Source organism: Cellulosimicrobium sp. SH8 (assembly GCF_025818875.1).
GTDB lineage: Bacteria > Actinomycetota > Actinomycetes > Actinomycetales > Cellulomonadaceae > Cellulosimicrobium > Cellulosimicrobium cellulans_D.
Genome location: NZ_JAMXMH010000010.1, coordinates 101,435 through 127,455 on the forward strand (window position 1 = coordinate 101,435; position 26,021 = coordinate 127,455).

The window sequence follows — 26,021 nt, forward strand, 5'->3', positions numbered from 1 at the left end:
GAGGCGGACGCGGCGCCGGTCCGCCCGCGCACCGGCGATAGGGTGACGGGCGTGAGCGACCAGAGCATCCCCGCGCCCGATCCCGCCCCGACCGCCCCCGGCAAGGAGCCCGGTCGCCCGCTGCGGGTCGCCGTCCTCGGTGCCGCCGGGCGGATGGGCGCGACCGTCTGCGCGGCCGTCGAGGGCGCGGCGGACCTCGAGCTCGTCGCACGCCTCGACGCGGGCGACGAGGTCGCGGCCGCGACGCTCGGCGGCGCGGACGTCGCCGTCGACTTCACCGTCCCGTCCGCGACCGAGGCGAACGTCCACGCGCTGATCGACGCGGGCGTGCACGCCGTCGTCGGGACGACGGGCTGGACGGAGGAGAGCCGCGGGCGCGTCGTCGCGCACCTCGGGCGCGCCGCCGCGGCCGGTGCACCGGGACTCGGCGTGCTCATCGCACCGAACTTCGGCCTGTCGGCCGTCCTCGCGATGACGTTCGCTGCCAAGGCCGCGCGGTACTTCGAGTCGGCCGAGGTGATCGAGCTCCACCACCCGGACAAGGTCGACGCGCCGTCGGGCACCGCCCGGCACACCGCCGCGGCGATCGCTGCGGCGCGCGCCGACGCGGGCGTCGCGGCGAGCCCTGACGCGACGGAGGCGGGCTGGGAGGCGCGCGGTGCCGACGTCGACGGCGTGCGCGTGCACGCCGTGCGCCTGCGCGGCCTCGTCGCGCACGAGGAGATCTTGTTCGGCAACGCGGGCGAGCAGCTCGTCATCCGGCAGGACTCGTTCGACCGCGTCTCCTTCATGCCCGGCGTCCTGCTCGCCGTCCGCGAGGTCGGCGGCCGACCAGGCCTGACCGTCGGGCTCGAGAACGTGCTGGACCTGGCGTGAGCGCGCCCGGCGGTCCGGTCGGTCCTGACGCCGACGGCGGCAGCGACGACGGCCGTCCGGAGGGGACGACCGGACGGTCGCGCGCCGCCCGGCCCTGGAAGGCGATCGTCGGCGCGGGGCTCGTGACGCTCCTGCTCGCGCTCTACGTGTGGCAGGTGGCGGGGCGTGCCGCGGCGCTGATCGGCACGGGCGAGCCCGTCGCGATGGTGATCGGTGCGGGTGTGCTCGTCCTGCCGCTGCTCGTGGTCGGGCTCGTGGGTCGCGAGTTCCTGCTCGCCGGGACCGTGCAGCGCATGGCGGACGATCTTGCCGCCCGAGGCCGCCTGCCGGTCGACGACCTGCCCCGCTCGCCGGGCGGCCGGATCGACCGGGAGGCCGCGGACGCGGCGTTCGGGCCCTACCGCGACGCGGTCGACGCCGATCCGCAGAGCTGGGAGGCGTGGTACCACCTGGCGTTCGCCTATGACGCGGCGCGCGACCGCCGTCGGGCGCGCGAGGCGCTGCGCAAGGCCGCGGCGCTCTACCGTGCCCGTCGCTGACCGGGGCGGTCCACCACGCACGAGGTAGCCCGCCTGCTGGAGCGCCTCACGCCTGGTGGAGCGCGTCGGCGGGTCAGAGGCTGGTCCAGCAGTAGAGCCGGTGGCCCGCGTCGTCCGCCTGGACGCACAGCCTCGCGAGCCGGCGCAGGGCGTCGGCCAGGTCGGCGGGGTCGGAGCCTTCCAGCTCCTCGGTCGCGGCCCAGCGCACGGCGACGGCGTCGAGGTCGGTCGGGGTCGCCGCGGCGAGCACCGTGACGAGCTCCGCGGTGACCGCGACGACCCACGGGCCCTCGTCTCCCGCGCTCGCGACGAGCTCCCCGTGCCGGAGGTCGCTCTTCGCCTCGGCGTACGGTCGGTCCGTGAGGAGGCCTGCGAGCGTGCCCAGCACGACGAACGGGTCGATGCCCTTGAGCTCGACCGTGGGGAACACCGGCTGGTTCGTCAGCGGGTCGGGGCTGCTGGGGCCCGTACGTGCCGCGCTCCCGGCCTGCGCGTCGTCGGGTGCGGAGAAGTAGTCGGTGAGGATGCCCATGGCGGTCGATCCTCGCAGGTCACGCACCCGAACGGGTCACGGCGGTGTCACGGGTGCGTGACGAACCGTCGCGCCACCCCTCAGATCTCGGCGGCCCAGCGGCGCTCGACGACGTCCCGCACCCCGGTCGCGAGGGTGCGCGTCCGCCCGTCGGGACCGAGCCCGGCTCCGGCGAGGAAGGTCTCGCGCGCGGTGTCGCCGTCGAGCACCCACGTGACGACCTCCTCCGCGCCGTCGCGGCGCAGCCGGTCGACCGCCGCGGCGAGCAGGCGCGACCCGTGCCCGCCGCGCTGGTGGCGCGGCTCGACCTCGAGCGCGAGGACCTGGCCGGGGGCCACGGCGGCGAACCCGACGACGTCGGCCCCGGCGCACGCGACGAGCACGCCGAAGCCCGGGCCGGGGGGCGAGGAGATCGCGGCGGCCCACTGCTCGCGCATCCGCACGGTGTCGAGGGCGTCGAGCACGTCCTCGCCGAGGACCTCGTCGTGCGACGAGCGCCACGCGCCCACCTGGATCGCGGTCATCGCGACGTCGTCGCCGGGGACGGCAGGGCGGACCGAGACGTCGGCTGTCTCGCGGAAGAGGCTCACGGGTTCACCCTACGAGACCTCGGGGGTCCCTCCAGCCGGGATCATCCCCAGCCGAGGGCACGCAGACCCGCGGCCGTGGCGGCGGCGAGGACCACGACGACGATGAACGGCGCGCGCAGCGCGAGCGCGACGGCGGCCACGCCGAGCGCGGGCAGGCGCGCGTCCACGACCAGTGCCTGCCCGTCGCCGACCGTCTGCACCGCGACGAGCGCGGCGAGGAGCGCGGCGGTCACGAGCGCCGCCGTGCGCGCGACGCGCTCGTCGGCGAGCCAGTGCTCGGGCACGAGGTGCCCGGCGAGCTTGAGCGCGAAGCACACGGCGGACGCCACCAGCACGACGACCCAGACGGTCGCTGACGTCATGACGACTCCTTCCCGGGGCGCCCGTCGGCAGGCGGTACCGACGACCCGCCCGACGGGCCGCGCCGGCGCCGCGCGTCCACCTGCCCGATGACGATCGCGACGGCGGCGGCTGCGAGCACCGGCACGCCGCCCGGCGCGACCGGGATGAGCAGGACCGCGACGAGGACGGCCGCCGCCGCGGCCAGCTGCATCGCGCGCGCCGCGAGGCGGGGCCACAGGAGAGCCAGGAACGCGGCGGCCGCGGCCGCGTCGAGGCCCCACGCGCGCGGGTCGCCGAGCGCGTCGCCCGCGAGCGCCCCGACGAGCGTCATGGCGTTCCAGAGCACGAAGATCCCGACGCCCGTCCACCAGAACCCGGCCCGGACGGCGCGGCGCGAGCGCTGGGCGGTCGCGACCGCGGTCGACTCGTCGATCGTGAACTGCGCCGCGACCACCTTGTGCCACGAGCGCAGCGCGAGCAGGGGGCCGAGCTGCGCCCCGTAGAGGGCGTTGCGGACCCCGAGGAAGCCCGCGGTGGCGATCGCGGCACCCGGGGCGCCGCCCGCGCCGACCACGCCGATGAGCGCGAACTGCGACCCGCCCGAGAACATGAGCAGGCTCAGCGCCATGGTCTGCGCGACGTCGAGGCCCGCGACCACGGACAGCGCCCCGAACGAGATGCCGTACAGACCCGTGGCGACGGACACCGACACGGCCTGGCGGACCGCGGCGCGGACCTCGTCCTCGACGGCGTGCTCGACGGCGTCCGTCACCTCGGCGTCGAGCGACGCCGGGGCGTCGGGCTCGGCGCCGGGGCGCGGGACGTCGTCGGGCCGGCTCATGCGTGCGGGTCGGCCGGGCCCTCGCCCGCCGCGGCGGCGTTGGCGGCGCGCTGGTGCGCGGTGAGGGACATGCGGTCGATGGCCGCGAGCGCGAGCGCCGAGACGACGAACGCGAGGTGGATGATCGTCTGCCACAGCATGGTCTCGGACGTGATGCGGTTGCTCGACGACTCGATGAACGTGCGCAGCAGGTGGATCGAGGAGATGCCGATGATCGACATCGCGAGCTTGGTCTTGAGCACGTTCGCGTTGACGTGGCTCAGCCACTCCGGCTGGTCGGGGTGGTTGTCGAGCCGGATGCGCGACACGAACGTCTCGTAGCCGCCGACGATCACCATGATGAGCAGGTTCGAGATCATGACGACGTCGACGAGGCCGAGGACGGCCAGCATGATCTCCTCAGCACCGTACGTGTGCGTCTCGAGCTGGTGCGTGTCCGCGTTCATCGCCGACACCTCGCCCGTGAAACCGCCGACGATGAGGTGCCAGAGCTCCTTGAGGAACTGCCAGACGTAGACGACCTGGGCGACGATGAGGCCGAAGTAGAGCGGGGCCTGGAGCCAACGGGACGCGAAGATCATGTAGCCGACGGCCGTGACGCGGGCGTTCGGGGCAGGGGTGTTCGGGCTGGTGGTCAGCGCGGGCGACGAGGGCACGGGCGTGGGCTCTCCGGGAGTCGGTGGCGGGGGAGCGTCAGGCTACCAACGCGGGGTGTCGGCACGTCGTCGGGCATCACGCCAACCGCGCGTGCCGTCGCGCACGTCGCGGCTCAGAGCGCGACGTACACGGTCTCGAGGTACTCCTCGAGACCCGCCTCGCCGCCCTCGCGGCCCAGGCCCGACTGCTTGACCCCGCCGAACGGCGCGCTCGCGTCGGAGACCAGGCCGCGGTTGATGCCGATCATCCCGGCCTCGACCTCCTCGGACACGCGCACGGCGCGGTCGAGCGAGGACGTGTACGCGTAGGCGGCGAGGCCGTACTCGGTGGCGTTCGCGAGCGCGAGGCCCTCGTCGTCGTCGCCGAACGCGACGACCGGTGCCACGGGCCCGAAGATCTCCTCGGTGACGACGCGCGCGTCCGGGTCGACGCCGGACAGGACGGTCGGGGCGTAGAAGTACCCCGTGGACCGCGGCCGGTCGGCGCCCGTGAGGACCTGGGCGCCGCCGTCGGACGCGGCGTCGACGAGCTCGGCGACCTTGTCCACGGCCTTCGCCTCGATGAGCGGGCCGACCTGCGTCCCGTCCTGCGCGCCCGGGCCGACGCGCAGGCGCTCGAACGCGGTGGCGAGCCGCTGGGCGAACTCGCGCGCGACGGCGTCGTGCACGAGGAACCGGTTGGCCGCGACGCACGACTGGCCCGCGTTGCGCAGCTTCGCGACGAGCGCGCCCTCGACCGCGGCGTCGAGGTCCGCGTCGGCGAACACGAGGAACGGCGCGTTGCCGCCGAGCTCCATCGAGGTCCGGAGCACCTGGGGCGCCGCCTTCTCGAGCAGCGTGCGACCGACGGCCGTGGAGCCCGTGAACGACAGCTTGCGCAGGCGCTCGTCGGCGAGGAGCGGCTCGGTGACGTCCGCGGCGCGCGACGACGGGACGACGTTGACGACGCCGGTCGGCAGCCCGCGGTCCGCGAGCTCGGACCGGATGACCTCGGCGACGAGCGCCGTCGTCAGCGGCGTGAGCCGGGCAGGTTTGATCACGACGGTGCAGCCCGCGGCGAGCGCCGGCCCGATCTTGCGCGTCGCCATCGCGATGGGGAAGTTCCACGGGGTGACGAGCAGCGCCGGACCCACGGGCCGGCGGAAGACGAGCTGCCGGTTGCCCCCGGCCGGGGCCGTGCGGGCGAGGCCCTCGGCCCGCACCGCCTGCTCGGCGTACCAGCGCAGGAAGTCGGCGCCGTAGAGCACCTCGGCGCGCGCCTCGGCGAGCGGCTTGCCGCACTCGGCCGTGATGAGCGCGGCGACGTCGTCGGCGCGCGCGACGACCCGGTCGTAGACGGCGCGCAGCACCTCGCCCCGCTCGCGCGGGGGCGTGGCGCGCCACGCGGGCGCGGCCCGGTGCGCGGCGTCGAGGGCGCGCAGCGCGTCGGCGGGGCTCGCGTCGGCGACGTCGAAGAGGGACTCCTCCGTGGCCGGGTCCTCGACCTCGAACGTCCGGCCGCCCTCGGCCGGTCCCCAGTGCCCGTCGACGAGCAGCCCCGTGGGCACGTGCGCGACGAGCGCGGGGGAGAGGTTCGACGTCGAGGCAGGGCGGGACATGCTCCGAGTATCGCCCTCGGGGTCGCGGGGACGCACCCGGGCGGTGGTCGCGCGGGGCGCCCCCGCGCCTGGACGGGCGCGGTGCGGGGACCCGCCGCACGGTAGTTTGTGCACATGGTCCTTCCCGCCACCCCCGCGCGCCCGTTCGGTGCCGTCCTCACGGCCATGGTCACCCCGATGACGCCGGACGGCGCCGTCGACCTCGCGGCGGCGGCCCGGCTCGCGAAGCGCCTGGTGGACGACGGGAACGACGGCCTGGTGCTGAGCGGCACGACGGGCGAGTCGCCCACCACGCACGCGCCGGAGAAGCAGGACCTCGTGCGCGTCGTCGTCGATGCGGTCGGCGACCGCGCGGCGGTCGTCGCCGGTGCCGGCTCCAACGACACCGACCACGCGCTGCGCATGGCGGAGCAGGCGGCCGAGGCAGGGGCCGACGGGCTCCTCGTCGTCTCGCCCTACTACTCGCGCCCCAGCCAGGAGGGCGTGTACCGGCACGTGACGGCGATCGCCGACGCGACCGACCTGCCCGTCATGCTCTACGACGTCCCCGGACGCACGGGCGTGCGGATCGCGCCCGCGACGTACGCGCGGCTCGCGGCGCACGACCGGGTCGTCGCGAGCAAGGACGCGACGGGCGACGTGTACGCCGCCGCCAAGCTCGCCGCCGCGACCGGGCTCGCGTTCTACAGCGGCGACGACGGCCTGCTGCTCCCGTTCCTCGCGCACGGCGCGGCCGGCATCGTCTCCGTCTCCGGGCACGCGGTGGCCGGGCCGTTCGCCGAGGTCGTGCGCCGCTTCGACGCGGGCGACCACGCGGGCGCGCTCGACGTCTTCCTCACCACCACGCCCGTCATCGACGCGCTCAACGGCGCGGGATTCCAGGCCGTCATGGCCAAGGCCGCCGTCGAGCTGCTCGGCCTCACCGACAACCGGTTCCTGCGCCTGCCGAACGTCGCGGCGACCGAGGACGACGTCGCGCTCGTGCGCGACGCCCTCGCCGCCGCGGGCGTGCTCGCCGGCGCGACCACCGCGGCAGGCGCTGCCGCACCCACGAACTAGCGAGGGCAGGAGCCCTCGAAACCCCCGGCTCAGCCACGACAGGAGGCCCCGTGAGCCATCCCCACCCCGAACTCTCCCTGCCTCCCGAGCTCCCCACCGGAGGGCTGCGCATCGTCGCCCTCGGCGGGCTCGGGGAGGTCGGCCGCAACATGGCCGTCCTCGAGTACGACGGGCGCCTGCTCGTCATCGACTGCGGCGTCCTCTTCCCCGAGGACAACCAGCCCGGCGTCGACCTCATCCTCCCGGACTTCGACTACATCGCGGACCGGCTGGACGACATCGAGGCGATCGTCCTCACGCACGGCCACGAGGACCACATCGGCGCCGTCCCGTACCTGCTGCGCCTGCGCCGCGACATCCCGCTCGTCGGGTCGCAGCTCACGCTCGCGTTCGTCGAGGCGAAGCTCAAGGAGCACCGCATCTCGCCCGTGACCCTCGCGGTCAAGGAGGGCCAGGTCGAGCAGCTCGGCGTGTTCCGCTGCGAGTTCGTCGCCGTCAACCACTCGATCCCCGACGCGCTCGCGGTCGCGGTGACGACCGGTGCCGGGACCGTGCTGCACACGGGCGACTTCAAGATGGACCAGCTCCCGCTCGACGGGCGCATCACGGACCTGCGCGCGTTCGCGCGGCTCGGCGAGCAGGGCGTCGACCTGTTCATGGTCGACTCGACCAACGCCGAGGTCCCCGGGTTCGTCACGCCCGAGGTCGAGATCGGCCCGGTGCTCGACAACGTCTTCGCCGCGTCGGAGAAGCGCATCATCGTCGCGTCGTTCTCCTCGCACGTGCACCGCGTGCAGCAGGTCCTCAACGCCGCGCACCACCACGGGCGCCGCGTCGCGCTCGTCGGGCGCTCGATGGTCCGCAACATGACGATCGCGGCCGAGCTCGGGTACCTCCACGTGCCCGAGGGCGTGCTCATCGACCTCAAGAAGGTCGACTCCCTGCGCGACGACGAGATCGTGCTCATGTGCACCGGTTCCCAGGGCGAGCCCATGGCGGCGCTGTCGCGCATGGCCAACGGCGACCACAAGGTCCAGGTCGGCCACGGCGACACGGTGATCCTCGCGTCGTCGCTCATCCCGGGCAACGAGAACGCCGTGTTCCGCATCATCAACGGGCTCACGCGCCTCGGCGCGCGCGTCGTGCACGGCGGCAACGCCAAGGTGCACGTGTCCGGGCACGCGAGCGCGGGCGAGCTCCTCTACTGCTACAACGTGCTCAAGCCCAAGAACGTCATGCCGGTGCACGGCGAGGTCCGCCACCTCGTCGCCAACGGGGCGCTCGCGGTCCGCACGGGCGTGCCCGCCGACCGGGTCGTGCTGGCGGAGGACGGCGTCGTCGTCGACCTCGTCGACGGCAAGGCGTCGGTCGTCGGCGCGGTCCCGTGCGGGTACGTGTACGTCGACGGGTCGAGCGTCGGCGAGATCACCGACGCCGAGCTCAAGGACCGGCGCATCCTCGGCGAGGAGGGCTTCGTGTCCGTCTTCGCGGTCGTGGACTCCGCGACCGGCAAGGTGCTCGCCGGGCCGCAGATCCTCGCGCGCGGGTTCGCCGAGGACGACAAGGTCTTCCAGGACATCCAGCCGGAGGTCGTCAAGGCGCTCGAGGACGCGATCGCCGGCGGCGCGACCGACACGCACCAGCTCCAGCAGGTCATGCGCCGCGTGATCGGGCGGTGGGTCTCCAACCGCCTGCGGCGCCGCCCGATGATCGTCCCGGTGGTCGTCGAGGCCTGACCGACGACGTCCGCGCCGGCGGACCCCTCAGGGGGATCCGCCGGCTCGAGAAGCGAGAAGTGGCCCCTGCCGCCGGTCTGGCGGGGGCCACTTCTCACGTCTCGGGAAGGGCCCGTGCGACCGGGCGGGCGGCCGTCACGTCCCGGTGCGACGGACCAGCCCGGGGCCGACGGCGGCGAGGGTCGCGCCGTAGCGTGCGGTGCGCTCCGTGTCGTCGCCCGGGACGAGGCCGGCGAGCTCGAGCGAGACCAGGCCGTGCACGAGGCCCCACAGCCCGAGGGCGACGTCGTCGGCGGCTGCCGCGTCGGGCACGAGGCGCGCGACGGCGTCGCGCAGCACGAGGAAGGTCGCCTCCTCGACGGCGCGGGGGCGCTCCGCGCCGGGCCGCACGCCGCGGGCGAACATGACCGCGTAGAAGTGCGGGTCCGCGAGCGCGAAGGCACGGTACGCGCCGCCGAGGGCGGCGAGGTCCGCGCCCGGGTCGTCTGTGCGGACGACGGCCGCGAGGTGGGCGCCGAAGCGCCGGAAGCCCTCGGCTGACACGGCGGCGACGAGGTCGTCGCGGCTGCCGAAGAGCGCGTACACCGCGGACGGGCTCGTACCCGCCGCCGTCGCGACCGACCGCACCGTCACCGCGCTCTCGCCGTGCTCGGAGATGGCGCGCGACGCCACGTCGAGGAGGCGGTCGCGCAGGGCGTCGTCGTGCAGTCGGGGCCGTGCCACGCATCGAGTCTAGAGGGCTTGACACCGGTTTGCGAACGCTGTTCTATAACAGTGTTCGTAAACCGCGGCGTGCCGTGCGCCGAGCGTCCCGCCAGCCCAGGAGGTCCCGTGCTCGAGCTCACCGACGCCGCCCGCATCGCCGCGGGCGTCGTCCTCCTCACGGTCGTCGGCATCGAGTCCGGCGGCGCGTTCCTCGTCAAGGTCGTCACACGGCGCGTGCCGGCGACGGGCTTCCAGACGTCGTTCTTCCGCGCCGGGCACGCGCACGCGGGCGTTCTCGTCATCCTGGGGCTCGTGTGCCTGCTGCTCGCGGAGGCCACCGACCTCACGGGCTTCTGGCGGTGGCTCGCGGCCACCGGGGTCCTCGTCGCCGCCATCCTCCTGCCCGCCGGGTTCTTCCTCTCCGCGGTGGGCTCGGGGCGCGAGGCGCCGAACCGGGCGGTCGTGCTGCTCCCCGCCGGCGGCGTGGTCCTCGCCGCGGGCGTCGTGACGCTCGCGTTCGGGCTCTTCCTCGGGTGACGCGGCGGTCCGGGCTCGCCTGGTGCGCCGGGCGCGCTCCGGACGTGCTCTGAGCGTGCGCCGCGGCGTCGTGGGTGGTCGCCGCTACGGTTCCCGCATGACGAACGCCGAGGACTTCGCCCCGCTCGACCCCGTCCGCCTCGTGACCCTGTCCCAGGGGTGGAGCATCATCTACTCGCCCGGCGGCCCGGAGTGGCACCAGCACAAGGGTGCCCTCGAGCGGCACGGCGTCGAGGGATCCGGGTACGACTTCTCCGGCGCGCTCCAGGCCACGCTGACCGACCACGAGCCGACCGTCCTCGACGCGGTCGGGTTCGACCCCGAGGGCGGCATGGTGAGCGTGTACGGGTCGGACCTCGACGCCCTGCACGCCGCGGCACGGCACCTGCACCGCCTGGTCACCGACGAGCAGGCGCTCGACGCCGCGCTCGCCCGGTCCGTGGAGCTCGGGCTCGACGACTGAGGCTCGGCGACCCTGCATCGGCGGCGCTCCGGGTCGGGGCTCGCACCGTCCGTGGGAGGGGCAGAGCGGCTTCAGCGCGAGCGCAGCGCCTCGAGCTGCTCGCCGTGCCACTCGGCGACGTAACCCGTGAGCCGGCGGTCGTCGGGCAGGGTGCCGCCGCGGAGAGCGGCGTCCAGCGCGTCGAGGTAGGCACGGTCGGCCGCGAACCGCGCGGAGACCGCGGCACGGCCGACGGCGGGACTCCCGTGACCCGGGACGAGCGCGTCCACGTCGCGCGCGGCGAGCTCGAGCGCGTCGAGCGCACCCCGGTAGACCCCGACGGGGTCGCGGGCATCGGTGTCGACGAGGGGCACCTCGACGTCGGAGAGCATGTCGCCCGCCACGAGCACGCGCCCGTCCGGCGTGCGCACCAGGAGCGCGGCGTGGCCCGGCGCGTGGGCGTCGTGCTCGACGACGGCGACCGTCCGTGGGCCGGTCGGCGCAGCGGCGGGCCAGGGGACCCGGCGTGCGCCGCGGGGGAGCGGGGCCAGCGTGCCCACGAGCGCAGGGTCGTGGCCGGGCGCTGCGGCCTCGGTCGACGCGAGGATCGCGACCCGCCGCCGCTGCGTCGCCTCGGCGGTGCGGGCTGTCGCCCAGCGGGGCGCGTCGCCGAGCGCGGGCGACCACAGCACGTGGTCCCAGTGCGGATGCGTCGCGAACCCGGCGGTCACGCGCCAGCCGCGCGCCCGAACGGCGGCGGCGAGCCCGCCGACCTCCGCGACCGTGACCGCCGGGTCGACCACCAGCGCCTCGCCGTCCGGCGTGGTGACGACGGTGGACGTCGTCGTCCAGATCTCGGCCGTCGCGACCCAGACCCCGGGGACCACCTCGACGAGGTCGCGCGTTCGCGGCGCGGTCGTCGCCCCGGGCGGCGTGGCGAGGCCCGGGTCGGCCGGGCCGCCGCTCGGTTCGTCGCGCTGCTCGGCGTGGGTGGGCTCGTGCACGGGTCCTCCGGTCCTCGTCGTTCACGGGTCGTCGTCCACGGGTCGTCGATCGCGGGGTCGCGGGCCGCCCCGCCCCAGCCCGCCCGGGACACGCGCCGCCGGGTCCGCGTCCGTGTCGTCCCCCGCAGGTAGGTTAGGACCACTATGGCGACCCGCACGTCCCCGCAGGCACGTCGGACCGCGAGCAACCGCACGCCAGCGCCCCGTACCTCGGCGCGCGGCGGTTCGTCCTCGGCCCGCGGCACGTCGCGCGCCGGTACGGGTCGCGGGCGGTCCACCTCCTCCGGCTCGCGCCGGCCCGCCCGGCGACCTGCTTCGGGGCCGCCGTGGCCCGTCCGCGCGGTGCGGGCGGTCTGGCTCGGCGCGGCGCACGGCGTGGGAGCGCTCGTGCGCACCATCGGAAAGGGAGCAAGAGAGCTGGACCCGGCACACCGGCGCGACGGCGTCGCGTTCTTCCTCATCGGCCTCGCGGTCGTCGTCGCGGCCCGCGAGTGGTGGGGCATCCAGGGCACGTTCGGCCTGGTCGTCCACGGCATCGTCGCGGGCACGTTCGGCCTCGCGGGCGTCGCCGTGCCCGTCCTGCTGCTCTGGCTCGCCGTGCGCATCATGCGCCACCCCGAGCGCGCCCAGGCGAACTCGCGGGTCGCGATCGGGCTGACCCTCATCGTCGTGTCGGTGTGCTCGCTCGTGCACATCTCCGAGGACCTTCCCGCCCCGCGCGACGGCTTCGAGGCCGTGCAGGACGCGGGCGGGATCGTCGGCTACCTCGCCGCGACGCCCGTGACGACGGGGCTGACGCCCTGGTTCGCGGTGCCCATCTTCCTGCTGCTCGGGTTCTTCGGGCTGCTGGTCGTCACCGCGACGCCGGTGCACCGGATCCCCAGCCGGCTGCGCGGCCTCTACGACGTGCTCACCGGTAACCACCGCACGGACGACGCGGAGCTGGACGCCGACGGTCTCGCGCTCGCGGAGGGCGTCTCGCGCCACGACGGCTCCGACGTCCCGGCCGGTCGTCGTCCCCGCAAGCCCCGGAAGACCAAGGCGCAGCGCGCCGCGGAGGCGGCCGAGATCGAGAAGCCCGAGGGCGGCTTCTCAGGCGACGAGGCGTTCGAGACCGCGGCGTTCCTCGACTACGAGGAGGACTCCCCGCGAGGGCGCGGCAGGAAGCGCCGCGGCGACGACCCGGCGCCCGGCACCGCGCCGACCGAGGCCGTCCCCGCCGTCGGGCAGGGCACCGCGCAGGACACCGCGGCGGCCGCGATGGGTGCCGTCGCGCCCGACCCCGCCGACGGCGTGGGCAGCGTCCCGCCGCCCCCGCCGAGCAGCCCGCTGCCGCGCGGGGTGCAGCCGATGCTCGAGGGCGACACCGTCTACCTCCTGCCCAACGAGGACTCCCTGGTCAAGGGGGCGCCGCACAAGGTCCGGTCGGCGGCGAACGACCGCGTCGTGGAGGCGCTCACCCAGACGTTCGAGCAGTTCGAGGTCGACGCGAAGGTCACCGGCTTCACGCGCGGCCCGACGGTCACGCGCTACGAGGTCGAGGTCGGACCCAAGGTCAAGGTCGAGCGCATCACGTCGCTCTCGAACAACATCGCCTACGCGGTCGCGAGCGCGGACGTGCGCATCCTCGCGCCGATCCCCGGCAAGTCGGCGATCGGCATCGAGATCCCCAACACCGACCGCGAGACGGTCGTGCTCGGCGACGTGCTGCGGTCGTCGGCGGCGCGCCGGACCGAGCACCCCATGGTCATGGGGGTGGGCAAGGACGTCGAGGGCGGCTACGTCGTCGCGAACCTCGCGAAGATGCCGCACATCCTCGTCGCGGGCGCGACGGGCGCCGGCAAGTCGAGCTTCATCAACTCCATGATCACGTCGATCCTCATGCGCTCGACGCCCGAGCAGGTGCGCCTCGTGCTCGTGGACCCGAAGCGCGTCGAGCTGACGATCTACGAGGGGATCCCGCACCTCATCACGCCCATCATCACGAACCCGAAGAAGGCCGCGGAGGCCCTCGACTGGGTCGTGCGGGAGATGGACGCGCGGTACGACGACCTCGCCGCGTTCGGGTACAAGCACATCGACGACTTCAACGCCGCCGTGCGCTCGGGCAAGGTCAAGCCGCTGCCGGGCTCGGAGCGCAAGATCGCGCCGTACCCGTACCTGCTCGTGGTCGTCGACGAGCTCGCGGACCTCATGATGGTCGCCCCGCGCGACGTCGAGGCGTCGATCCAGCGCATCACGCAGCTCGCGCGCGCCGCGGGGATCCACCTCGTGCTCGCGACGCAGCGGCCGTCGGTCGACGTCGTCACGGGCCTCATCAAGGCCAACGTGCCGTCGCGCCTCGCGTTCGCGACCTCCTCGCTCGCGGACTCGCGCGTCGTGCTCGACCAGCCGGGCGCCGAGAAGCTCATCGGCCAGGGTGACGCGCTGTTCCTCCCGATGGGCGCCGCGAAGCCCATGCGCGTCCAGGGCGCGTGGGTCTCGGAGTCCGAGGTGCACTCGGTCGTCGAGCACGTCAAGGGCCAGCTCAAGCCGGTCTACCGCGAGGACGTGGCTCAGTCCGTCACGAAGAAGCAGGTCGACGAGGACATCGGCGACGACCTCGACCTGCTCCTGCAGGCGACGGAGCTGGTCGTGACCTCGCAGTTCGGCTCGACGTCGATGCTCCAGCGCAAGCTGCGCGTCGGGTTCGCCAAGGCGGGTCGCCTCATGGACCTCCTCGAGTCGCGCGAGATCGTCGGCCCGTCCGAGGGGTCCAAGGCCCGCGAGGTGCTCGTGACGCCGGAGGAGCTGCCGTCCGCGCTCGCGCTGATCCGGGGTGAGCCGGCGCAGGAGGTCTTCGACGGGCAGGCTTCCGCGCCCTCCGCCGCCCCCGGTGGGCGCGCGGGGCACGACTACGGCGAGGGCACCGACGGGCACATGCCGCCGGTGGCGACGGACTACCACGACGGGGCCGACGTGGAGTCGGGCTGGCGCTGAGCAAGCGACCGCGGGGGCGGGCCGCGGACGGGGCACCCCGGGCGACCCCCTAGGCTGGTGACGTGGTCACTGCCGTCCCCTCGCCGTGGAACTCCGCGAACCTCGTCACCATGGCGAGGATCCTGCTCGTCCCGTTCTTCGCGTGGGCGCTGCTCGTCGACGGCGGGGAGTCCGTCACGTGGCGGCTGGTCGCGACGGGGATCTTCGTCCTCGCCGCGACGTCGGACCGCCTGGACGGCTACCTGGCGCGCAAGTACGACCTCGTCACGGACCTCGGCAAGCTGCTCGACCCGATCGCGGACAAGCTGCTCGTCGGCACCGCGCTGGTCCTGCTCGCGTGGCCGCTCGGCGAGCTGCCCTGGTGGGTGCCCGTGGTCGTGCTCGCGCGCGAGCTCGGCGTCACGCTCCTGCGGTTCGCGGTCCTCAAGTACGCGGTCATGCCCGCGTCCCGCGGCGGCAAGCTCAAGACGGTGCTCCAGACGGTCGCGATCACGCTCTTCCTCCTGCCGCTGGCGCACCTGCCCGCGTGGATCGGCGTCGTCGCGTGGGTGGTGCTCGCCGCGGCGATCCTCGTCACCGTCGTGACGGGGGTGGAGTACGCCTACCAGGGCTGGCGGCTGCGGCGCGACGCGATCCGCGCGGCCCGCCTCGCCGAGCGCGGGGCGACGCCGGACACCGCCTCGGCGTCGTGACGGGGGCGGCGCGCGACGCCGGTGCGGGGACCCCGGTCGCCCGACCGGACGTCGTCGGCCTCCTCGCCGCGCTCGAGGCGCGCGGGTGGACCCTCGCGACCGCCGAGTCGCTCACGGGTGGCCTGCTCTCCGCGACGATCGTCGACGTCCCGGGCGCGTCGCGCGTGCTCCGTGGCGCCGTCGTCGCGTACGCGACGGACGTCAAGCGGTCGGTGCTCGGGGTCGACGGCGACCTCCTCGCCGCCCACGGGGCCGTCCACCCGGACGTCGCGCGCCAGATGGCGGAGCGGGTGCGGGAGGTGCTCGGCGCGGACGTCGGGGTCGCGACCACGGGCGTCGCGGGACCGGACCCGCAGGACGGCCAGCCGCCGGGCACGGTGTTCGTCGCCGCCAGCGGGCCGCGGGGGACGCAGGTGCGGCGGCTGCACCTCGGCGGCGAGCGCGCGACGGTCCGGGCCGGGACGGTCGCGGCGGCGGTCGACCTCGCGCGCGCGGTGGCCGAGGAACAGCCTCTCGAGGACCGGCGGGGTGAAATCCGCGGGTGAACCGCGGTCGTCAGAGACGCCTGCCGACCCCGGGCCCGCGGCGCGCGTGGAGAGGTCGTGAACGTGCCGCGGGGGGTTCGCCGGGCGGCGGGGCGCGGGAACAAGGCCCCACGTCGGGACGTTGCACAGCACGTGATCGCCAACAGGACCGTCAACCGACCGGTGGGCCGCACGGACAACGCGCCGACGGCCGGTCCGGCACGCCGAAACGGAGACGTGAGCGGACCGCGGGCGGGGTACGGTAGGACGACCCCGTCACGCGGGGCAGTGAACAGGAAGACCGGCACGAGCAGTTCGCGCACCCCGGTGGGGGCCTCACCGGCTCCCGGGGGCGCACAGGACACGGAAGGGGGTCGCCAGATGATTGTTCTTCGACGAGAGATCGGGGACGTGCTGCGAGACGCTCGCCAGCGACAGGGGCGCACCCTGCGAGAGGTGTCCTCCGCCGCACGGGTCTCGCTGGGCTACCTCAGCGAGGTCGAGCGCGGTCAGAAGGAAGCGTCGTCGGAGCTCCTCGGCTCGATCTGCGAGGCGCTCGACATCCCGATGTCGTTGGTGCTGCGCGAGGTCAGCGACCGGGTCGCCGTCGCCGAGGGTCTGCTCATCCCGGACACGATCCCGGCAGACTTCGCGACCGCGGTCCTCGGGCGGCAGAACCCCGAGGGCACGGCACGACGAGAGGACCTGCAGCCCGTCGGCTGACGGTCCACGCCGGGGGCCGCCCCGGAGCAGGTGCCGGGCAGCGACGCTCGCGCTCACCCGCTCGCGGGCGGCGCCTGGCACGAGGGACACCAGAAGACCGGACGTTCGTACGGCGGCTCGTTCGCCGTACCTTCTGCGACAGGCGTGCCACAGACGTGGCACGCCTTTCGTGTGCGCGCGTGCACGTGGCGCACGACGCCGGCCCGGGGGTCGAACCCGTGCCGCACGGTGCGCTGCATGAGCGCGCGGGCCGTGAGGAGGAGTCCTTCCAGGTCCTCGACGTCGCGCACGGGCGTCCAGGGGTAGACGCGCTCGGCGAAGAGCGACTCGGCCGTGTAGATCGTGCCGATCCCCGCGACGAGGTGCTGGTCGAGGAGAGCTTCCGCGACGGGGACGCCGGTCGCGGCCCGCTCCGGCCGGTGCCGGGGGCCGCTCCCGCCCGTCGCGTCGTCGGCCCGCATGCGCGCCACTGCCTCGGGCAGGCCGGTCTCCGGGAAGTCGTCGCCGAGCACGTCGGGCCCGAGCGGCCCGACGACCAACCGCTCGTCCGCGGTGCGCAGCACGTGCAGCATGCCGATCCGGTTCCCGACCGCAGTCCACCACTCGTTCGCGAGCACCACGCGCACGTTCGGCTCCGTGCCGCGCGCGTCCCGCGCACCCGTGCGGGCGATGCGCCACGACCCCTCCATGCGCAGGTGGGTGTGCAGCGACCGGCCGTCGTCGAGGCGCGTGAAGAGGTGCTTGCCGTACGCGACGTTCTCGACGACGGTCCGGCCGGTCAGGTCGACCTCGGCGGCGCTCGGCCAGCGCAGCTCCGCGCGCACGAGGACGCGGCCGGCGAGGGCCTCGTCGAGCCGCGCGGACACGAGGCGCAGGATGTCACCCTCGGGCACGGCTGCACCCCCTGGCGGCCGCGACGGGGCGGCGGCGCGCGCGTCCCGTGCCCTCGGCCGTCACTCAGGCCGCCCGCAGCCCGCGCGGCGTCGCGCGAAAGCCGGCGTCGAGGAGGGCGCGCACCGCGTCGTCGGCGGGGGTTGCCGTCGTGCCCGCGCCGGCCAGTGCCTCGACGCCGTCCACCCGCTGCACGACGACCTTGCCGAGCCTCCCCGCGCGGACCGCCCGGACGAGCTCTGCGCTCGCCTCCGCGAGCCGCGGGCCGTCGACGAACGACAGGACAGACCGGCCCCCGCGCTCGACGTACAGCGCGAGGTCGCCGTCGCTGAGCACGACGACGGCCCCGGCCTTGCGCCCGGGCCGGTGCCCGCGCGACGTGTCGGCACCGGTCGCCGCGCGGTCCGCAGGCGCTGCGCCGCCGCCGGCGTGCGACGCGACGGTCGTGGTGGTCGCGGCACCCGGCCCGGCGGGGGACGGTCGCGCCGGCCACGGCAGCGCGGCGCCGTAGGGGTTGGCGGGGTCGGTCGCGGCGAGGAGGACGGCACCCGGGCGCGGACCGCCGCGCCCGGTCCGGGTGCTGCCGAGCACCGGGCCACCGAGCGTCGGGCCGTCGCGAACCGCGTCGTCGTGCATCGGGTCGCCGGGCGCCGGAGCGAGACGGTCACCGGGCGCACGGCGCAGCCCGCGGGCCGCGGCCGCCTCGAGCGCACGCTCGCGGTCCTGCCCGTCGGTCCGGAGCTGGTCGACCGCGCCCGGGAGCGCGAACTGGGAGCCGCCGAGGTGCTCGACGAAGTATCCGCGCCGCGCGGCCCCCGTCGCCTCGAGCTCGCTGAGCACGCGGTAGACCGCGCGGAACGATCCCGCGACACCCTCGGCGGGGGCGACGGCGCGCGTGAGCACACCGTGCCGGTCGAGCAGGACGCGCGCGAGCGCGTGCGCGCGCCGGGTCGGGTCCGGCTCGCGCGGGGGCAGCGCCGACCAGCGGCCGGCGCCTCCGCGCAAGGTGGTGTCGGGGGAGACCGGGGGGCGCAGCCCGGCGAACCGCCCGCGCCCGACCGGCCGCGCGCGCGCCGGCGCGCGGGGTGCGCGGTGGGCGCCGCCCCCGGCACCGAGCCGGGCGCGCAACGAGCCCAGCCCGTCGTTCGTCACGTGGCCGGACCACACGAGGTCCCACAGCGCCTCGAGCGTCGGGCCGACGTCCGCGCCCGCCCGCTCCGCGAGGCGCGGGAGGAAGTAGCCGCCCGAGCCGTCGAGGAGGTCGAGGAGGGTCGCGTGCAGCCCCGTCTCGGGCGTCGGACCGGGGTCCGGGAGCGTGAGCGGCGCCCACTCCGCGAGGTGCAGGCTGACCAGCCCGTCGCCGCCACCGGACCCCGGGAGGGCCGCATGACCGCACCAGACGACCTCTCCGGTCGTCGTCAGCTCGTCGAGCATCGTCGGGGTGAAGTCCGTGACGCGGGACGGCAGGACGAGCGTCTCCAGAGCGGACGCGGGCACGGCCGCTCCCGAGAGCTGCTCCACGACACGCAGCAGGCCGTCCGTCCCGCGCAGCGCCCCGAGCCCCTGCCACCGCGGCAGGAAGACGCCGAGGGTCTCCGCGGGGACCGGCTCCACCTCCGCGCGCAGCGCCGCGAGCGAGCGGCGTCGCAGCACGCGCAGCACCTCGGCGTCGCACCAGTCATCCCCGGTGCCACCGATCGACTCGGGCCGCAGGCGCCCCCGGACCACGAGGCGTGCCGCCTCGAGCCGTTCGAGCGTCTGCACCACGACCGCGACGCCCAGGCCGAGGCGCGCGGCGAGGTCGGCGGCGGTGAACGGGCCGTGCGTGCGCGCGTGGCGGCGCACGAGGTCGCCGAGCGGGTCGGGGACGGGCTCGGTGAACACCTCGGGGATGCCGACCGGCAGCGCGACGCCCAGCGCGTCGCGCAGCCGCCCGGCGTCCTCCACGACCGCCCACTGCACCGCCCGCTCGGGAGCGACGCCCGCCAGCCGGACGCGGATCACGCGCCGGGCCGCCTCGAGCTCGCGCACCCACGCCCCGGCGTCGGTGCGCACGTCCTCGCGGGTGCGGGCCGCGACCTCGGCGTCCGTGAGCGGCCCGACCCGCCGGAGCACGTCCCACACGTCCTCCGCGTGGCGGGCCTGCCGCTCCGGCGCGAGCGCGCCGAGCTCGGCCTCGGTGCGCTCGATCTGCGCCGGGTCGAGCAGGTCCGCGAGCTGGGCCGCGACGCCGTCGCCGCCCAGCAGCTCGGCGAGCAGGGTCGGGTCGAGCGAGAGCGCCGCCGCCCGCCGCTCCGCGAGCGGGGCGTCGCCGTCGTAGAGGAACTGCGCCGTGTACCCGAACAGCAGGGACTGCGCGAAGGGCGAGGGCGTGGGCGTCGTCACCTCGACGAGGCGCACGCGCCCCGCTGCGAGGTCGCGCATGAGCTCGGTGAGCGCCGCGACGTCGAAGTCGTCCTGGAGGCACTCGCGTGCAGCCTCGAGCACGATCGGGAACTCGGGGTACTGCGACGCGACCGAGAGGAGCTGGGCCGAGCGCTGGCGCTGCTGCCACAGCGGCTGGCGGCGGTCCGGGCGACGCCGGGGGAGCAGGAGCGCGCGCGCCGCGGCCTCGCGGAACCGGGACGCGAACATGACCGACCCGCCGAGCTCGTCGCGCACCGCGTCGAGCACCTCGTCGGGGTCGAGCAGCAGGTCCTCCACCGGGACGACGGGCGCGTCGCCGCCGAGCCCGCCCGTCCCGTCGCTCGATCCTTCCAGCCACGAGTCCCCGGTGTCCGGCAGGCGCAGGACGATGCCGTCGTCCGCGTGCATCGCCGCGGCGTCGACGCCGTACCGCTCCCGCAGCCGCGCGGCGAGCACGAGCGCCCACGGCGCGTGGACCTTCGCCCCGTAGGGCGAGTGCACGACGACGCGCCAGTCGCCGAGCTCGTCGCGGAAGCGCTCGACGACGACCGTCCGGTCGTCCGGCACGCGTCCGGTCGCGTCGCGCTGCTCGCGGAGGTAGGCGAGCAGGTTGTCGCTCGCCCACGCGTCGAGCCCGGCGGCGCGCAGCCGGTCGGCCGCGGCGTCGTGGTCGTCCGCGGCGAGGGTGTCGGTCTCGCGCACCCAGGCGCCGAGCGCGCGCCCGAGCTCGGCGGGCCGGCCGGGGGAGTCGCCCTTCCAGAACGGCAGGCGCCCGGGGATGCCGGGCGCCGGGGTGACGAGCACGCGGTCAGGCGTGATGTCCTCGATGCGCCAGGTGCTCGACCCGAGGGTGAAGGTGTCGCCGACGCGCGACTCGTACACCATCTCCTCGTCGAGCTCGCCGACGCGCTTCCCGCCGCGTGGCGCCCGGCCGCCCGCGGTGTCCGGGTCTCCGGCGACGGTCCCGGTTCCGGAGTCCGTCGCGAGGAAGACGCCGTACATCCCGCGGTCGGGGATCGTCCCGCCGCTCGTCGCGGCGAGGCGCAGCGCGCCCGGGCGCCCCGTGATCCGGCCCGACGCGCGGTCCCACACGACGCGTGCGCGCAGCTCGCCGAAGTCCTCGCTCGGGTAGCGCCCCGCCAGCATGTCGAGCACGGCGTGCAGCGACGCGTCGCCCAGGTGGGCGTAGGGCGCGCTGCGCCGCACGACGGTGGCGAGCTCGGCGACGGTCCACTCGTCGACCGCGACCATGGCCACGACCTGCTGCGCGAGCACGTCGAGCGGGTTCGCGAGCACGTGCAGCTCCTCGATGCCCCCGGTGCGCATGCGCTCGGCCACGACGGCCGACGGCACGAGGTCGCCCCGGTGCGTGGGGAACACGACGCCGTGCGACACGGCGCCCACCTGGTGCCCGGCGCGCCCGATGCGCTGGAGCCCGGACGCGACCGACGGCGGGGCGCCGACCTGCACGACGAGGTCGACCGCGCCCATGTCGATGCCGAGCTCGAGGCTCGACGTCGCGACCACCGCGGGCAGGCGGCCGTCCTTGAGCTCGGTCTCCGTGCGCGTGCGCTCCGCGCGGCTCATCGACCCGTGGTGGGCGCGCGCGATGACGGGCTCGACGCCCGAGCTCGCGCCCGACTGCGCCTGCACCTGCGCGGCGGTGATCGTGCCCGGGTCGAGAACGTCCTCGCCCTGGCGCTCCGCCCAGACCTCGTTCATGCGTGCCGTGAGGCGCTCTGCGCCGCGTCGCGAGTTGGTGAAGACGAGCGTGGAGCGGTGGTCGGCGACCAGGTCGACGACGCGTTCCTCGACGTGCGGCCACACCGACGGCCGCGGAGGGCGCACGTCCGGCGCCCCGGTGGGTCGCGAGGTCGCCGGTCCTGACAGGTCGGGCTCGCTCGGGGGCAGGGGCGGGAGGCCGTCGAGGGCCGTCCCCGGTGCCGTGCCACCACCCCCGCGGCCACCTGGCGCCGGGCGCGCCGCCGTCCGTCGCGAGGTGTCGGGAACGAGGGCCGCCGAGCCGAGGTCCGCGAGGTCGGGGACGGGCACCACGACGTCGACCTCGATGCGCTTGCTCGCGGGCGGTTGCACGACGACGACCTCGCGACCGGCCTCCGCCTCCGGGCGGTGGCCGCCGAGGAACGTCGCGACGGCCTCGACGGGCCGGACCGTCGCCGACAGCCCGACGCGCTGCGCCGGCGGGCGGTCCTGCGCCTCGAGGAAGGCGTCGAGCCGCTCGAGGGACACCGCGAGGTGCGCGCCGCGCTTGGTGCCCGCGACGGCGTGGATCTCGTCGACGATCACCGTCTCGACGCCCGCGAGCCCGGCGCGCGCCTGCGAGGTCAGCACGAGGAAGAGCGACTCGGGCGTCGTGATGAGGATGTCCGGCGGGTGCGTCGCGAGGCGGCGGCGCTCGCTCGTCGGCGTGTCGCCCGTGCGGGTGCCGACGACGACGTCCGGCACCTCGAGCCCCAGGCGCACCGCTGCCTGGCGGATGCCCGCGAGCGGCGACCGGAGGTTGCGCTCGACGTCCGCCGCGAGCGCCTTGAGCGGCGAGACGTACACGACGCGGCAGCGCTGCCCACGCGCGACCTCCGCGCCGGACGCCGGCGCGGCCATGATCCGGTCGAGCGACCACAGGAACGCCGCGAGCGTCTTGCCCGACCCGGTCGGGGCGACGACGAGCGCGTGCCGGTCGCTCGACACCGCGTCCCACGCCCCCGCCTGCGCGGCGGTCGGGGCGTCGAACGCGCCCGAGAACCAGGCGCGCGTGGGCGCGGCGAAGCGCGCGAGCGGGTCCACGGTCACCCGCCCATTGTCGTCGTGCCCACCCACACGCCGCGCGACGGGACGCTGGCACGCCCCGCCCGCGCGAGGGAACCGTCCGAGCGCTGCGTCGGCGGGCGAGCGATGCGTCCCGGGACGCATCGCTCGCGCACGGCCGCAGCGCTCGTCAGGCGGGGGACGGGACGGCGGTCCGTCCGTGGGAGGCTGGTGCCGTGCGCTACCGCGAGTTCTCCGAGCTGGTCGACGAGGTGTTCGGCGCGTCCCTGGGACGCGCCTACGTCCGCGAGCAGGTGCTGTCCGCGCTCGACGACCGGACCGCCGCCCAGGCCCTCGAGGACGGTGTCGAGCCGCGCGTCGTCTGGCACGCCCTGTGCGACGCCCTCGACGTGCCCGACGCGCGGCGCTGGGGCCACGACGACCACCGCCAGGCCCCGCCGCGCCGCTGACCTGGTCCGCGCCTGCCGGCCGGTGACGGCCGAGGGGCGCGACGGGCCGCGCGCCGCGATGATGGCCGCATGAGCGCTCCCGCCCGAGGCCGCGCCGCGGTCCGCGTGACCGCGGCCGACGTGCGCGGAGCGGTCTGGTCGCTCGTCTCGACGACGTTCGGCCTCGGGCTCGCGATCTGGTTCGTGCCCGGGGTCGAGGTCACCAACCCGTGGTCGCTCGTCCTCGCGGCGCTCGCGGTCGGCCTGGGCGACGTGCTCCTGCGCCCCGTGCTGCGACGGCTCGCGCACCGGTTCGGCGTGGTCGGTGCGCTCGTGTCCGGCGTCGTCGCACAGCTCGCGGTCGCGTGGGCGGCCCTCACGTACCTGCCGGGGTTTCGGAGCGGCTCGTGGGTGGACGTGCTCGCGGTCCTCGTGCTCGCGGCCGTCCTCATGGCGCTCGGGCGCTGGGTGGTCGGGGCGAGCGACAACGAGTACGTCCTGGGCGACCTCCTGCGGCGCGCGCGCCGGCAGGCGGGACTCTCGCGGCGGGACCTCGGGGCGGAAGGTGCGGCGGGTGCGGCCGGGCGGCCGGCAGGGCTGCTCGTCGTCCTGCTCGACGGCGTCGCGCGTCCCACGCTCGACTACGCGCTCCAGGCAGGCCTGACTCCGACGCTCGCGCGCTGGCTCGGGAGCGGTAGCCACCACCTCACGACGTGGTGGGCGCGCGTTCCCGCGACGACCCCCGCCTCGACGATCGGCCTCCTGCACGGCTCGACCGAGCACGTGCCCGCGTTCCGGTGGTGGTCGCGCGCGCTCGGCCGGCTCGTCGTGACGAACCGCCCCGCCGACGCGGCGGCGGTCGAGGCGCGCACGAGTGACGGTTCCGGGCTCCTCGCGGGCGGGGGAGTCGCCGTCTCCACGATGTTCTCCGGCGACGCGGCGACGAGCCTGCTCGTCATGAGCCGAGCCCGCGAGGGGCTCGGGCCCGGCCAGATGTTCGTGCACTTCTTCGCGAGCCCGTTCGTGCTCGTGCGCGCGGTCGTCGTCGCGCTCGGCGAGTTCTTCAAGGAGCTCTACCAGGGCTGGCAGCAGGCCGTGCGGGGCGTGGAGCCCCGGGTGTCGCGCCTCGGGTGGTACCCGGTGCTGCGCGCGGTCACGAACGTCGTGCTGCGCGACCTCAACACGACGCTCGTCGCGGAGCAGCTCGTGCGCGGGGCGCCGGTCGTGTGCGTCGACCTCGTCGACTACGACGAGATCGCTCACCATGCCGGGCCGCTGCGCCCCGAGTCGCTGCGCGCGCTGGAGGGCCTCGACCGGGTCGTCGGGCTCTGGGAGCAGGTCGCCGCGGTGGCCCCGCGCCGCTACGACGTCGTCGTGCTCTCGGACCACGGGCAGTCCCTCGGGTCCACGTTCGAGCAGGTCGAGGGCCGGTCCTTCCTCGACGAGGTGCGTCGGCTGATGGCGCTCCGACCCGGCCCGCACGACGGGCCGCGCCCGGGCGAGGGCGCCGCGCGCGGCGAGGGGCGCCGTCGGGCCACCGCCCCGGACAGCGAGGCCTGGGGCCCGACCAACACCGCCCTGAACGCCCTGCGGCCGACGGCGCCGGACGCCGCCCCGGAGGGCGCGGGCCGCATGCTGGTCGGGCCGGACCGCTCGGAGCGACGTGGCGGACCCGAGGCCGCCGCGCTGCCCGAGCTCCCCGAGGTCGCCGTCGTCGGGTCCGGCAACCTGGGCATGGTGTGGTTCCCGCGCGAGCCGCGGCGGCTCACGGGGGACGAGGTCCGCGACCGGTGGCCGGGGCTGCTCCCGGGGCTCGTCGCCAACCCCGCGGTCGGTGTCGTCGTCGAGCGCGGGGCCGGTGGGGAGCCCCGGGCGCACGGGCGCGGCGGCTCGCGCGACCTGCGCACCGGGGAGGTCGTGGGAGAGGACCCGCTCGCGGGCTACGGGTCCCGCGCGGCGGCGGACCTGCTGCGCGTGGCGGGTCTCGAGGAAGCGGGGGACCTCGTGCTCGTCTCGCGCGTGGACGAGGTCGGGATGGTGCACGCGTTCGAGGGGCTGGTCGGGTCGCACGGCGGCCTCGGCGGGGCCCAGAACGAGGCGGTCCTGCTGCATCCCGCGCACCTGGTGCTGCCCGACGACGAGCTCGAGGACGTGGACGGCGCGCGGATGCTCGTCGGGGCCGAGGCGGTCCACCGGCGCCTCGTCGCCTGGCTCGGCGACCTCGGCCTGCGACCCGCTGCGCCCGCGGCGGAGGGGGCGCGGCGGCGGGAGGGGGAGCCGTGAGCGTCCGGGTGACGTGGCTCGGCCACTCGAGCGTCGTCCTCGACGTGCCGTCCGGTCGCTCCGGCGTGCCGGGCGTGCGCCTCGTCACCGACCCGCTCCTGCACCGGCACGCCGGGATGCTGCGGCGGCGCGGGGAGCGGCCCGCCGCGGTGTGGCAGGACAGCGACGCCGTCCTGCTGTCCCACCTGCACCACGACCACGCCGAGCTGCGCTCGCTGCGCCTCCTCGGCGACGTGCCCGTGCTCACGGCTCCGGCGAACGCGCGGTGGCTGCGCGCCCGGGGCCTGCGCGGGGTCGGTCTCGACGACGCGTGGCACGCGGTCGGCCCGGCCGCCGCGGGGGTCGAGGTGCGCCTCGTGACGGCGGTGCACGGCCACCGGCCGATGCCGCACCGGCCCAACGCGGCGAACGGGCACCTCGTGCGGTCGGACGGTCCGGGCGGAGTGCGGGTGTGGGTCGTCGGGGACACCGAGCACTATCCGGACATGGTCCACCTGCCGGCGCTCGCGGGCGGTCCGGTGGACGTCGCGCTCGTGCCGGTCGGCGGGTGGGGACCCCGGCTCTCGGGCGGGCACCTCGGCCCCGTGCAGGCGGCACGGGTGTGCGCCGAGGTGGGCGTGGGCGTCGCGATCCCGGTGCACTGGGGCACGCTCCACGCGCCGGGCGGGCGGCACCTCCCGCGCGGCTGGATGGACCACGCGGGGGCGGCGTTCGAGGCGGCCGCGCAGCGCGAGGCGCCGGGGACACGTGTCGTGGTCCTGCGCCCGGGGGAGTCGTGGTCGTCGTCCGACGACGCACGAGCGGTGCGGTCGTGACACGCCGAGGTCCGCGTTCCAGGATCGAACACGTGT

23 protein-coding genes are annotated in these 26,021 nt (G+C 75.7%); 13 read left to right on the forward strand and 10 right to left on the reverse strand.

What is annotated here, in order from left to right; genetic code table 11:
• Positions 1-120 precede the first annotated feature (120 nt).
• The gene (gene dapB, locus NF338_RS14710) at positions 121-876 is read left to right on the forward strand and encodes a 4-hydroxy-tetrahydrodipicolinate reductase (RefSeq protein WP_264031575.1); all 756 of its coding nucleotides are present in this window, start codon (positions 121-123) and stop codon (positions 874-876) included.
• 104 nt (positions 877-980) lie between these two features.
• Positions 981-1,415 carry a hypothetical protein gene (locus NF338_RS14715; RefSeq protein ID WP_264031576.1) on the forward strand — a complete coding sequence of 145 codons (435 nt, stop codon included), beginning with the start codon at positions 981-983 and terminating at the stop codon, positions 1,413-1,415.
• 73 nt (positions 1,416-1,488) lie between these two features.
• Here NF338_RS14715 and NF338_RS14720 read toward each other — a convergent pair whose 3' ends face one another.
• The 6 genes from NF338_RS14720 to NF338_RS14745 form a co-directional block, all read right to left on the reverse strand.
• Complete coding sequence (locus NF338_RS14720; RefSeq protein WP_264031475.1) at positions 1,489-1,947, reverse strand: hypothetical protein; 459 nt, start codon at positions 1,945-1,947, stop codon at positions 1,489-1,491.
• A gap of 80 nt (positions 1,948-2,027) precedes the next feature.
• Positions 2,028-2,537 (reverse strand): GNAT family N-acetyltransferase, encoded by a 510-nt coding sequence (locus NF338_RS14725; protein ID WP_264031476.1) that lies wholly within the window; start codon positions 2,535-2,537, stop codon positions 2,028-2,030.
• A 41-nt stretch (positions 2,538-2,578) separates the two neighbouring features.
• Entirely contained in the window at positions 2,579-2,899 is a 321-nt protein-coding gene (locus NF338_RS14730) for an AzlD domain-containing protein (RefSeq protein WP_264031477.1), read from the reverse strand.
• Complete coding sequence (locus tag NF338_RS14735) at positions 2,896-3,720, reverse strand: AzlC family ABC transporter permease (RefSeq protein ID WP_264031478.1); 825 nt, start codon at positions 3,718-3,720, stop codon at positions 2,896-2,898. The genes NF338_RS14730 and NF338_RS14735 overlap by 4 nt, the downstream gene beginning before the upstream one ends.
• Positions 3,717-4,376, reverse strand: a complete 660-nt coding sequence (locus tag NF338_RS14740) for a TIGR00645 family protein (RefSeq protein ID WP_264031479.1) — start codon at positions 4,374-4,376, stop codon at positions 3,717-3,719. The genes NF338_RS14735 and NF338_RS14740 overlap by 4 nt, the downstream gene beginning before the upstream one ends.
• 113 nt (positions 4,377-4,489) lie before the next feature.
• A complete protein-coding gene (locus tag NF338_RS14745) occupies positions 4,490-5,974 on the reverse strand; it encodes an NAD-dependent succinate-semialdehyde dehydrogenase (protein WP_087471767.1) in 1,485 nt (494 codons plus the stop codon).
• A 114-nt stretch (positions 5,975-6,088) separates the two neighbouring features.
• Between NF338_RS14745 and dapA the strand changes: the two genes are divergently transcribed.
• Complete coding sequence (gene dapA, locus NF338_RS14750) at positions 6,089-7,033, forward strand: 4-hydroxy-tetrahydrodipicolinate synthase (RefSeq protein ID WP_204541119.1); 945 nt, start codon at positions 6,089-6,091, stop codon at positions 7,031-7,033.
• A gap of 50 nt (positions 7,034-7,083) precedes the next feature.
• Complete coding sequence (locus NF338_RS14755) at positions 7,084-8,769, forward strand: ribonuclease J (protein ID WP_047234710.1); 1,686 nt, start codon at positions 7,084-7,086, stop codon at positions 8,767-8,769.
• 135 nt (positions 8,770-8,904) lie between these two features.
• Here the strand turns inward: NF338_RS14755 and NF338_RS14760 are convergent, their stop codons facing one another.
• Positions 8,905-9,492 carry a TetR/AcrR family transcriptional regulator gene (locus NF338_RS14760; protein ID WP_264031481.1) on the reverse strand — a complete coding sequence of 196 codons (588 nt, stop codon included), beginning with the start codon at positions 9,490-9,492 and terminating at the stop codon, positions 8,905-8,907.
• Positions 9,493-9,600: 108 nt separating this feature from the next.
• On the opposite strand from NF338_RS14760, the gene NF338_RS14765 reads away from it, so the two are divergent.
• A complete protein-coding gene (locus tag NF338_RS14765; protein WP_264031483.1) occupies positions 9,601-10,011 on the forward strand; it encodes a hypothetical protein in 411 nt (136 codons plus the stop codon).
• A 97-nt stretch (positions 10,012-10,108) separates the two neighbouring features.
• Positions 10,109-10,474: an immunity 51 family protein gene (locus NF338_RS14770; protein ID WP_264031484.1), complete on the forward strand. Its 366-nt coding sequence runs from the start codon at positions 10,109-10,111 to the stop codon at positions 10,472-10,474.
• Between the two features lie 71 nt (positions 10,475-10,545).
• On the opposite strand, the gene NF338_RS14775 is transcribed toward NF338_RS14770, so the two are convergent.
• Positions 10,546-11,457: an MBL fold metallo-hydrolase gene (locus tag NF338_RS14775; RefSeq protein WP_264031485.1), complete on the reverse strand. Its 912-nt coding sequence runs from the start codon at positions 11,455-11,457 to the stop codon at positions 10,546-10,548.
• 144 nt (positions 11,458-11,601) lie between these two features.
• Here NF338_RS14775 and NF338_RS14780 point away from each other — a divergent pair, with 144 nt between their 5' ends.
• The 4 genes from NF338_RS14780 to NF338_RS14795 all read left to right on the forward strand — a co-directional run bounded on the left by NF338_RS14780 (position 11,602) and on the right by NF338_RS14795 (position 16,375).
• Entirely contained in the window at positions 11,602-14,436 is a 2,835-nt protein-coding gene (locus tag NF338_RS14780) for a DNA translocase FtsK (protein WP_264031486.1), read from the forward strand.
• A 62-nt stretch (positions 14,437-14,498) separates the two neighbouring features.
• A complete protein-coding gene (gene pgsA, locus NF338_RS14785) occupies positions 14,499-15,128 on the forward strand; it encodes a CDP-diacylglycerol--glycerol-3-phosphate 3-phosphatidyltransferase (protein WP_264031487.1) in 630 nt (209 codons plus the stop codon).
• Positions 15,125-15,673 (forward strand): CinA family protein, encoded by a 549-nt coding sequence (locus NF338_RS14790; RefSeq protein WP_264031488.1) that lies wholly within the window; start codon positions 15,125-15,127, stop codon positions 15,671-15,673. Before pgsA ends, NF338_RS14790 begins: the two co-directional genes overlap by 4 nt.
• A gap of 360 nt (positions 15,674-16,033) precedes the next feature.
• The gene (locus tag NF338_RS14795; RefSeq protein ID WP_047234712.1) at positions 16,034-16,375 is read left to right on the forward strand and encodes a helix-turn-helix domain-containing protein; all 342 of its coding nucleotides are present in this window, start codon (positions 16,034-16,036) and stop codon (positions 16,373-16,375) included.
• 53 nt (positions 16,376-16,428) lie between these two features.
• On the opposite strand, the gene NF338_RS14800 is transcribed toward NF338_RS14795, so the two are convergent.
• Positions 16,429-17,268: a DNA-formamidopyrimidine glycosylase family protein gene (locus NF338_RS14800; RefSeq protein WP_264031489.1), complete on the reverse strand. Its 840-nt coding sequence runs from the start codon at positions 17,266-17,268 to the stop codon at positions 16,429-16,431.
• Positions 17,269-17,332: 64 nt separating this feature from the next.
• A complete protein-coding gene (locus NF338_RS14805) occupies positions 17,333-22,483 on the reverse strand; it encodes a DEAD/DEAH box helicase (protein WP_264031490.1) in 5,151 nt (1,716 codons plus the stop codon).
• A 191-nt stretch (positions 22,484-22,674) separates the two neighbouring features.
• Between NF338_RS14805 and NF338_RS14810 the strand changes: the two genes are divergently transcribed.
• The 3 genes from NF338_RS14810 to NF338_RS14820 all read left to right on the forward strand — a co-directional run bounded on the left by NF338_RS14810 (position 22,675) and on the right by NF338_RS14820 (position 25,985).
• On the forward strand, positions 22,675-22,908 hold the full coding sequence (locus NF338_RS14810) for a DUF3046 domain-containing protein (protein WP_087471778.1): 234 nt from the start codon (positions 22,675-22,677) through the stop codon (positions 22,906-22,908).
• A gap of 69 nt (positions 22,909-22,977) precedes the next feature.
• Positions 22,978-25,170 (forward strand): phage holin family protein, encoded by a 2,193-nt coding sequence (locus tag NF338_RS14815; protein ID WP_264031491.1) that lies wholly within the window; start codon positions 22,978-22,980, stop codon positions 25,168-25,170.
• Positions 25,167-25,985 (forward strand): MBL fold metallo-hydrolase, encoded by an 819-nt coding sequence (locus NF338_RS14820; protein ID WP_264031492.1) that lies wholly within the window; start codon positions 25,167-25,169, stop codon positions 25,983-25,985. The genes NF338_RS14815 and NF338_RS14820 overlap by 4 nt, the downstream gene beginning before the upstream one ends.
• Positions 25,986-26,021 lie beyond the last annotated feature (36 nt).

Coding starts and splice junctions, on each gene's coding strand:
- NF338_RS14720 (WP_264031475.1), bottom strand. CDS start 1,947: ATGGGCATCCTCACCGACTACTTCTCCGCACCCGACGACGCGCAGGCC.
- NF338_RS14780 (WP_264031486.1), top strand. CDS start 11,602: ATGGCGACCCGCACGTCCCCGCAGGCACGTCGGACCGCGAGCAACCGC.
- dapA (WP_204541119.1), top strand. CDS start 6,089: ATGGTCCTTCCCGCCACCCCCGCGCGCCCGTTCGGTGCCGTCCTCACG.
- NF338_RS14815 (WP_264031491.1), top strand. CDS start 22,978: ATGAGCGCTCCCGCCCGAGGCCGCGCCGCGGTCCGCGTGACCGCGGCC.
- NF338_RS14770 (WP_264031484.1), top strand. CDS start 10,109: ATGACGAACGCCGAGGACTTCGCCCCGCTCGACCCCGTCCGCCTCGTG.
- NF338_RS14730 (WP_264031477.1), bottom strand. CDS start 2,899: ATGACGTCAGCGACCGTCTGGGTCGTCGTGCTGGTGGCGTCCGCCGTG.
- NF338_RS14795 (WP_047234712.1), top strand. CDS start 16,034: ATGATTGTTCTTCGACGAGAGATCGGGGACGTGCTGCGAGACGCTCGC.
- NF338_RS14735 (WP_264031478.1), bottom strand. CDS start 3,720: ATGAGCCGGCCCGACGACGTCCCGCGCCCCGGCGCCGAGCCCGACGCC.
- NF338_RS14745 (WP_087471767.1), bottom strand. CDS start 5,974: ATGTCCCGCCCTGCCTCGACGTCGAACCTCTCCCCCGCGCTCGTCGCG.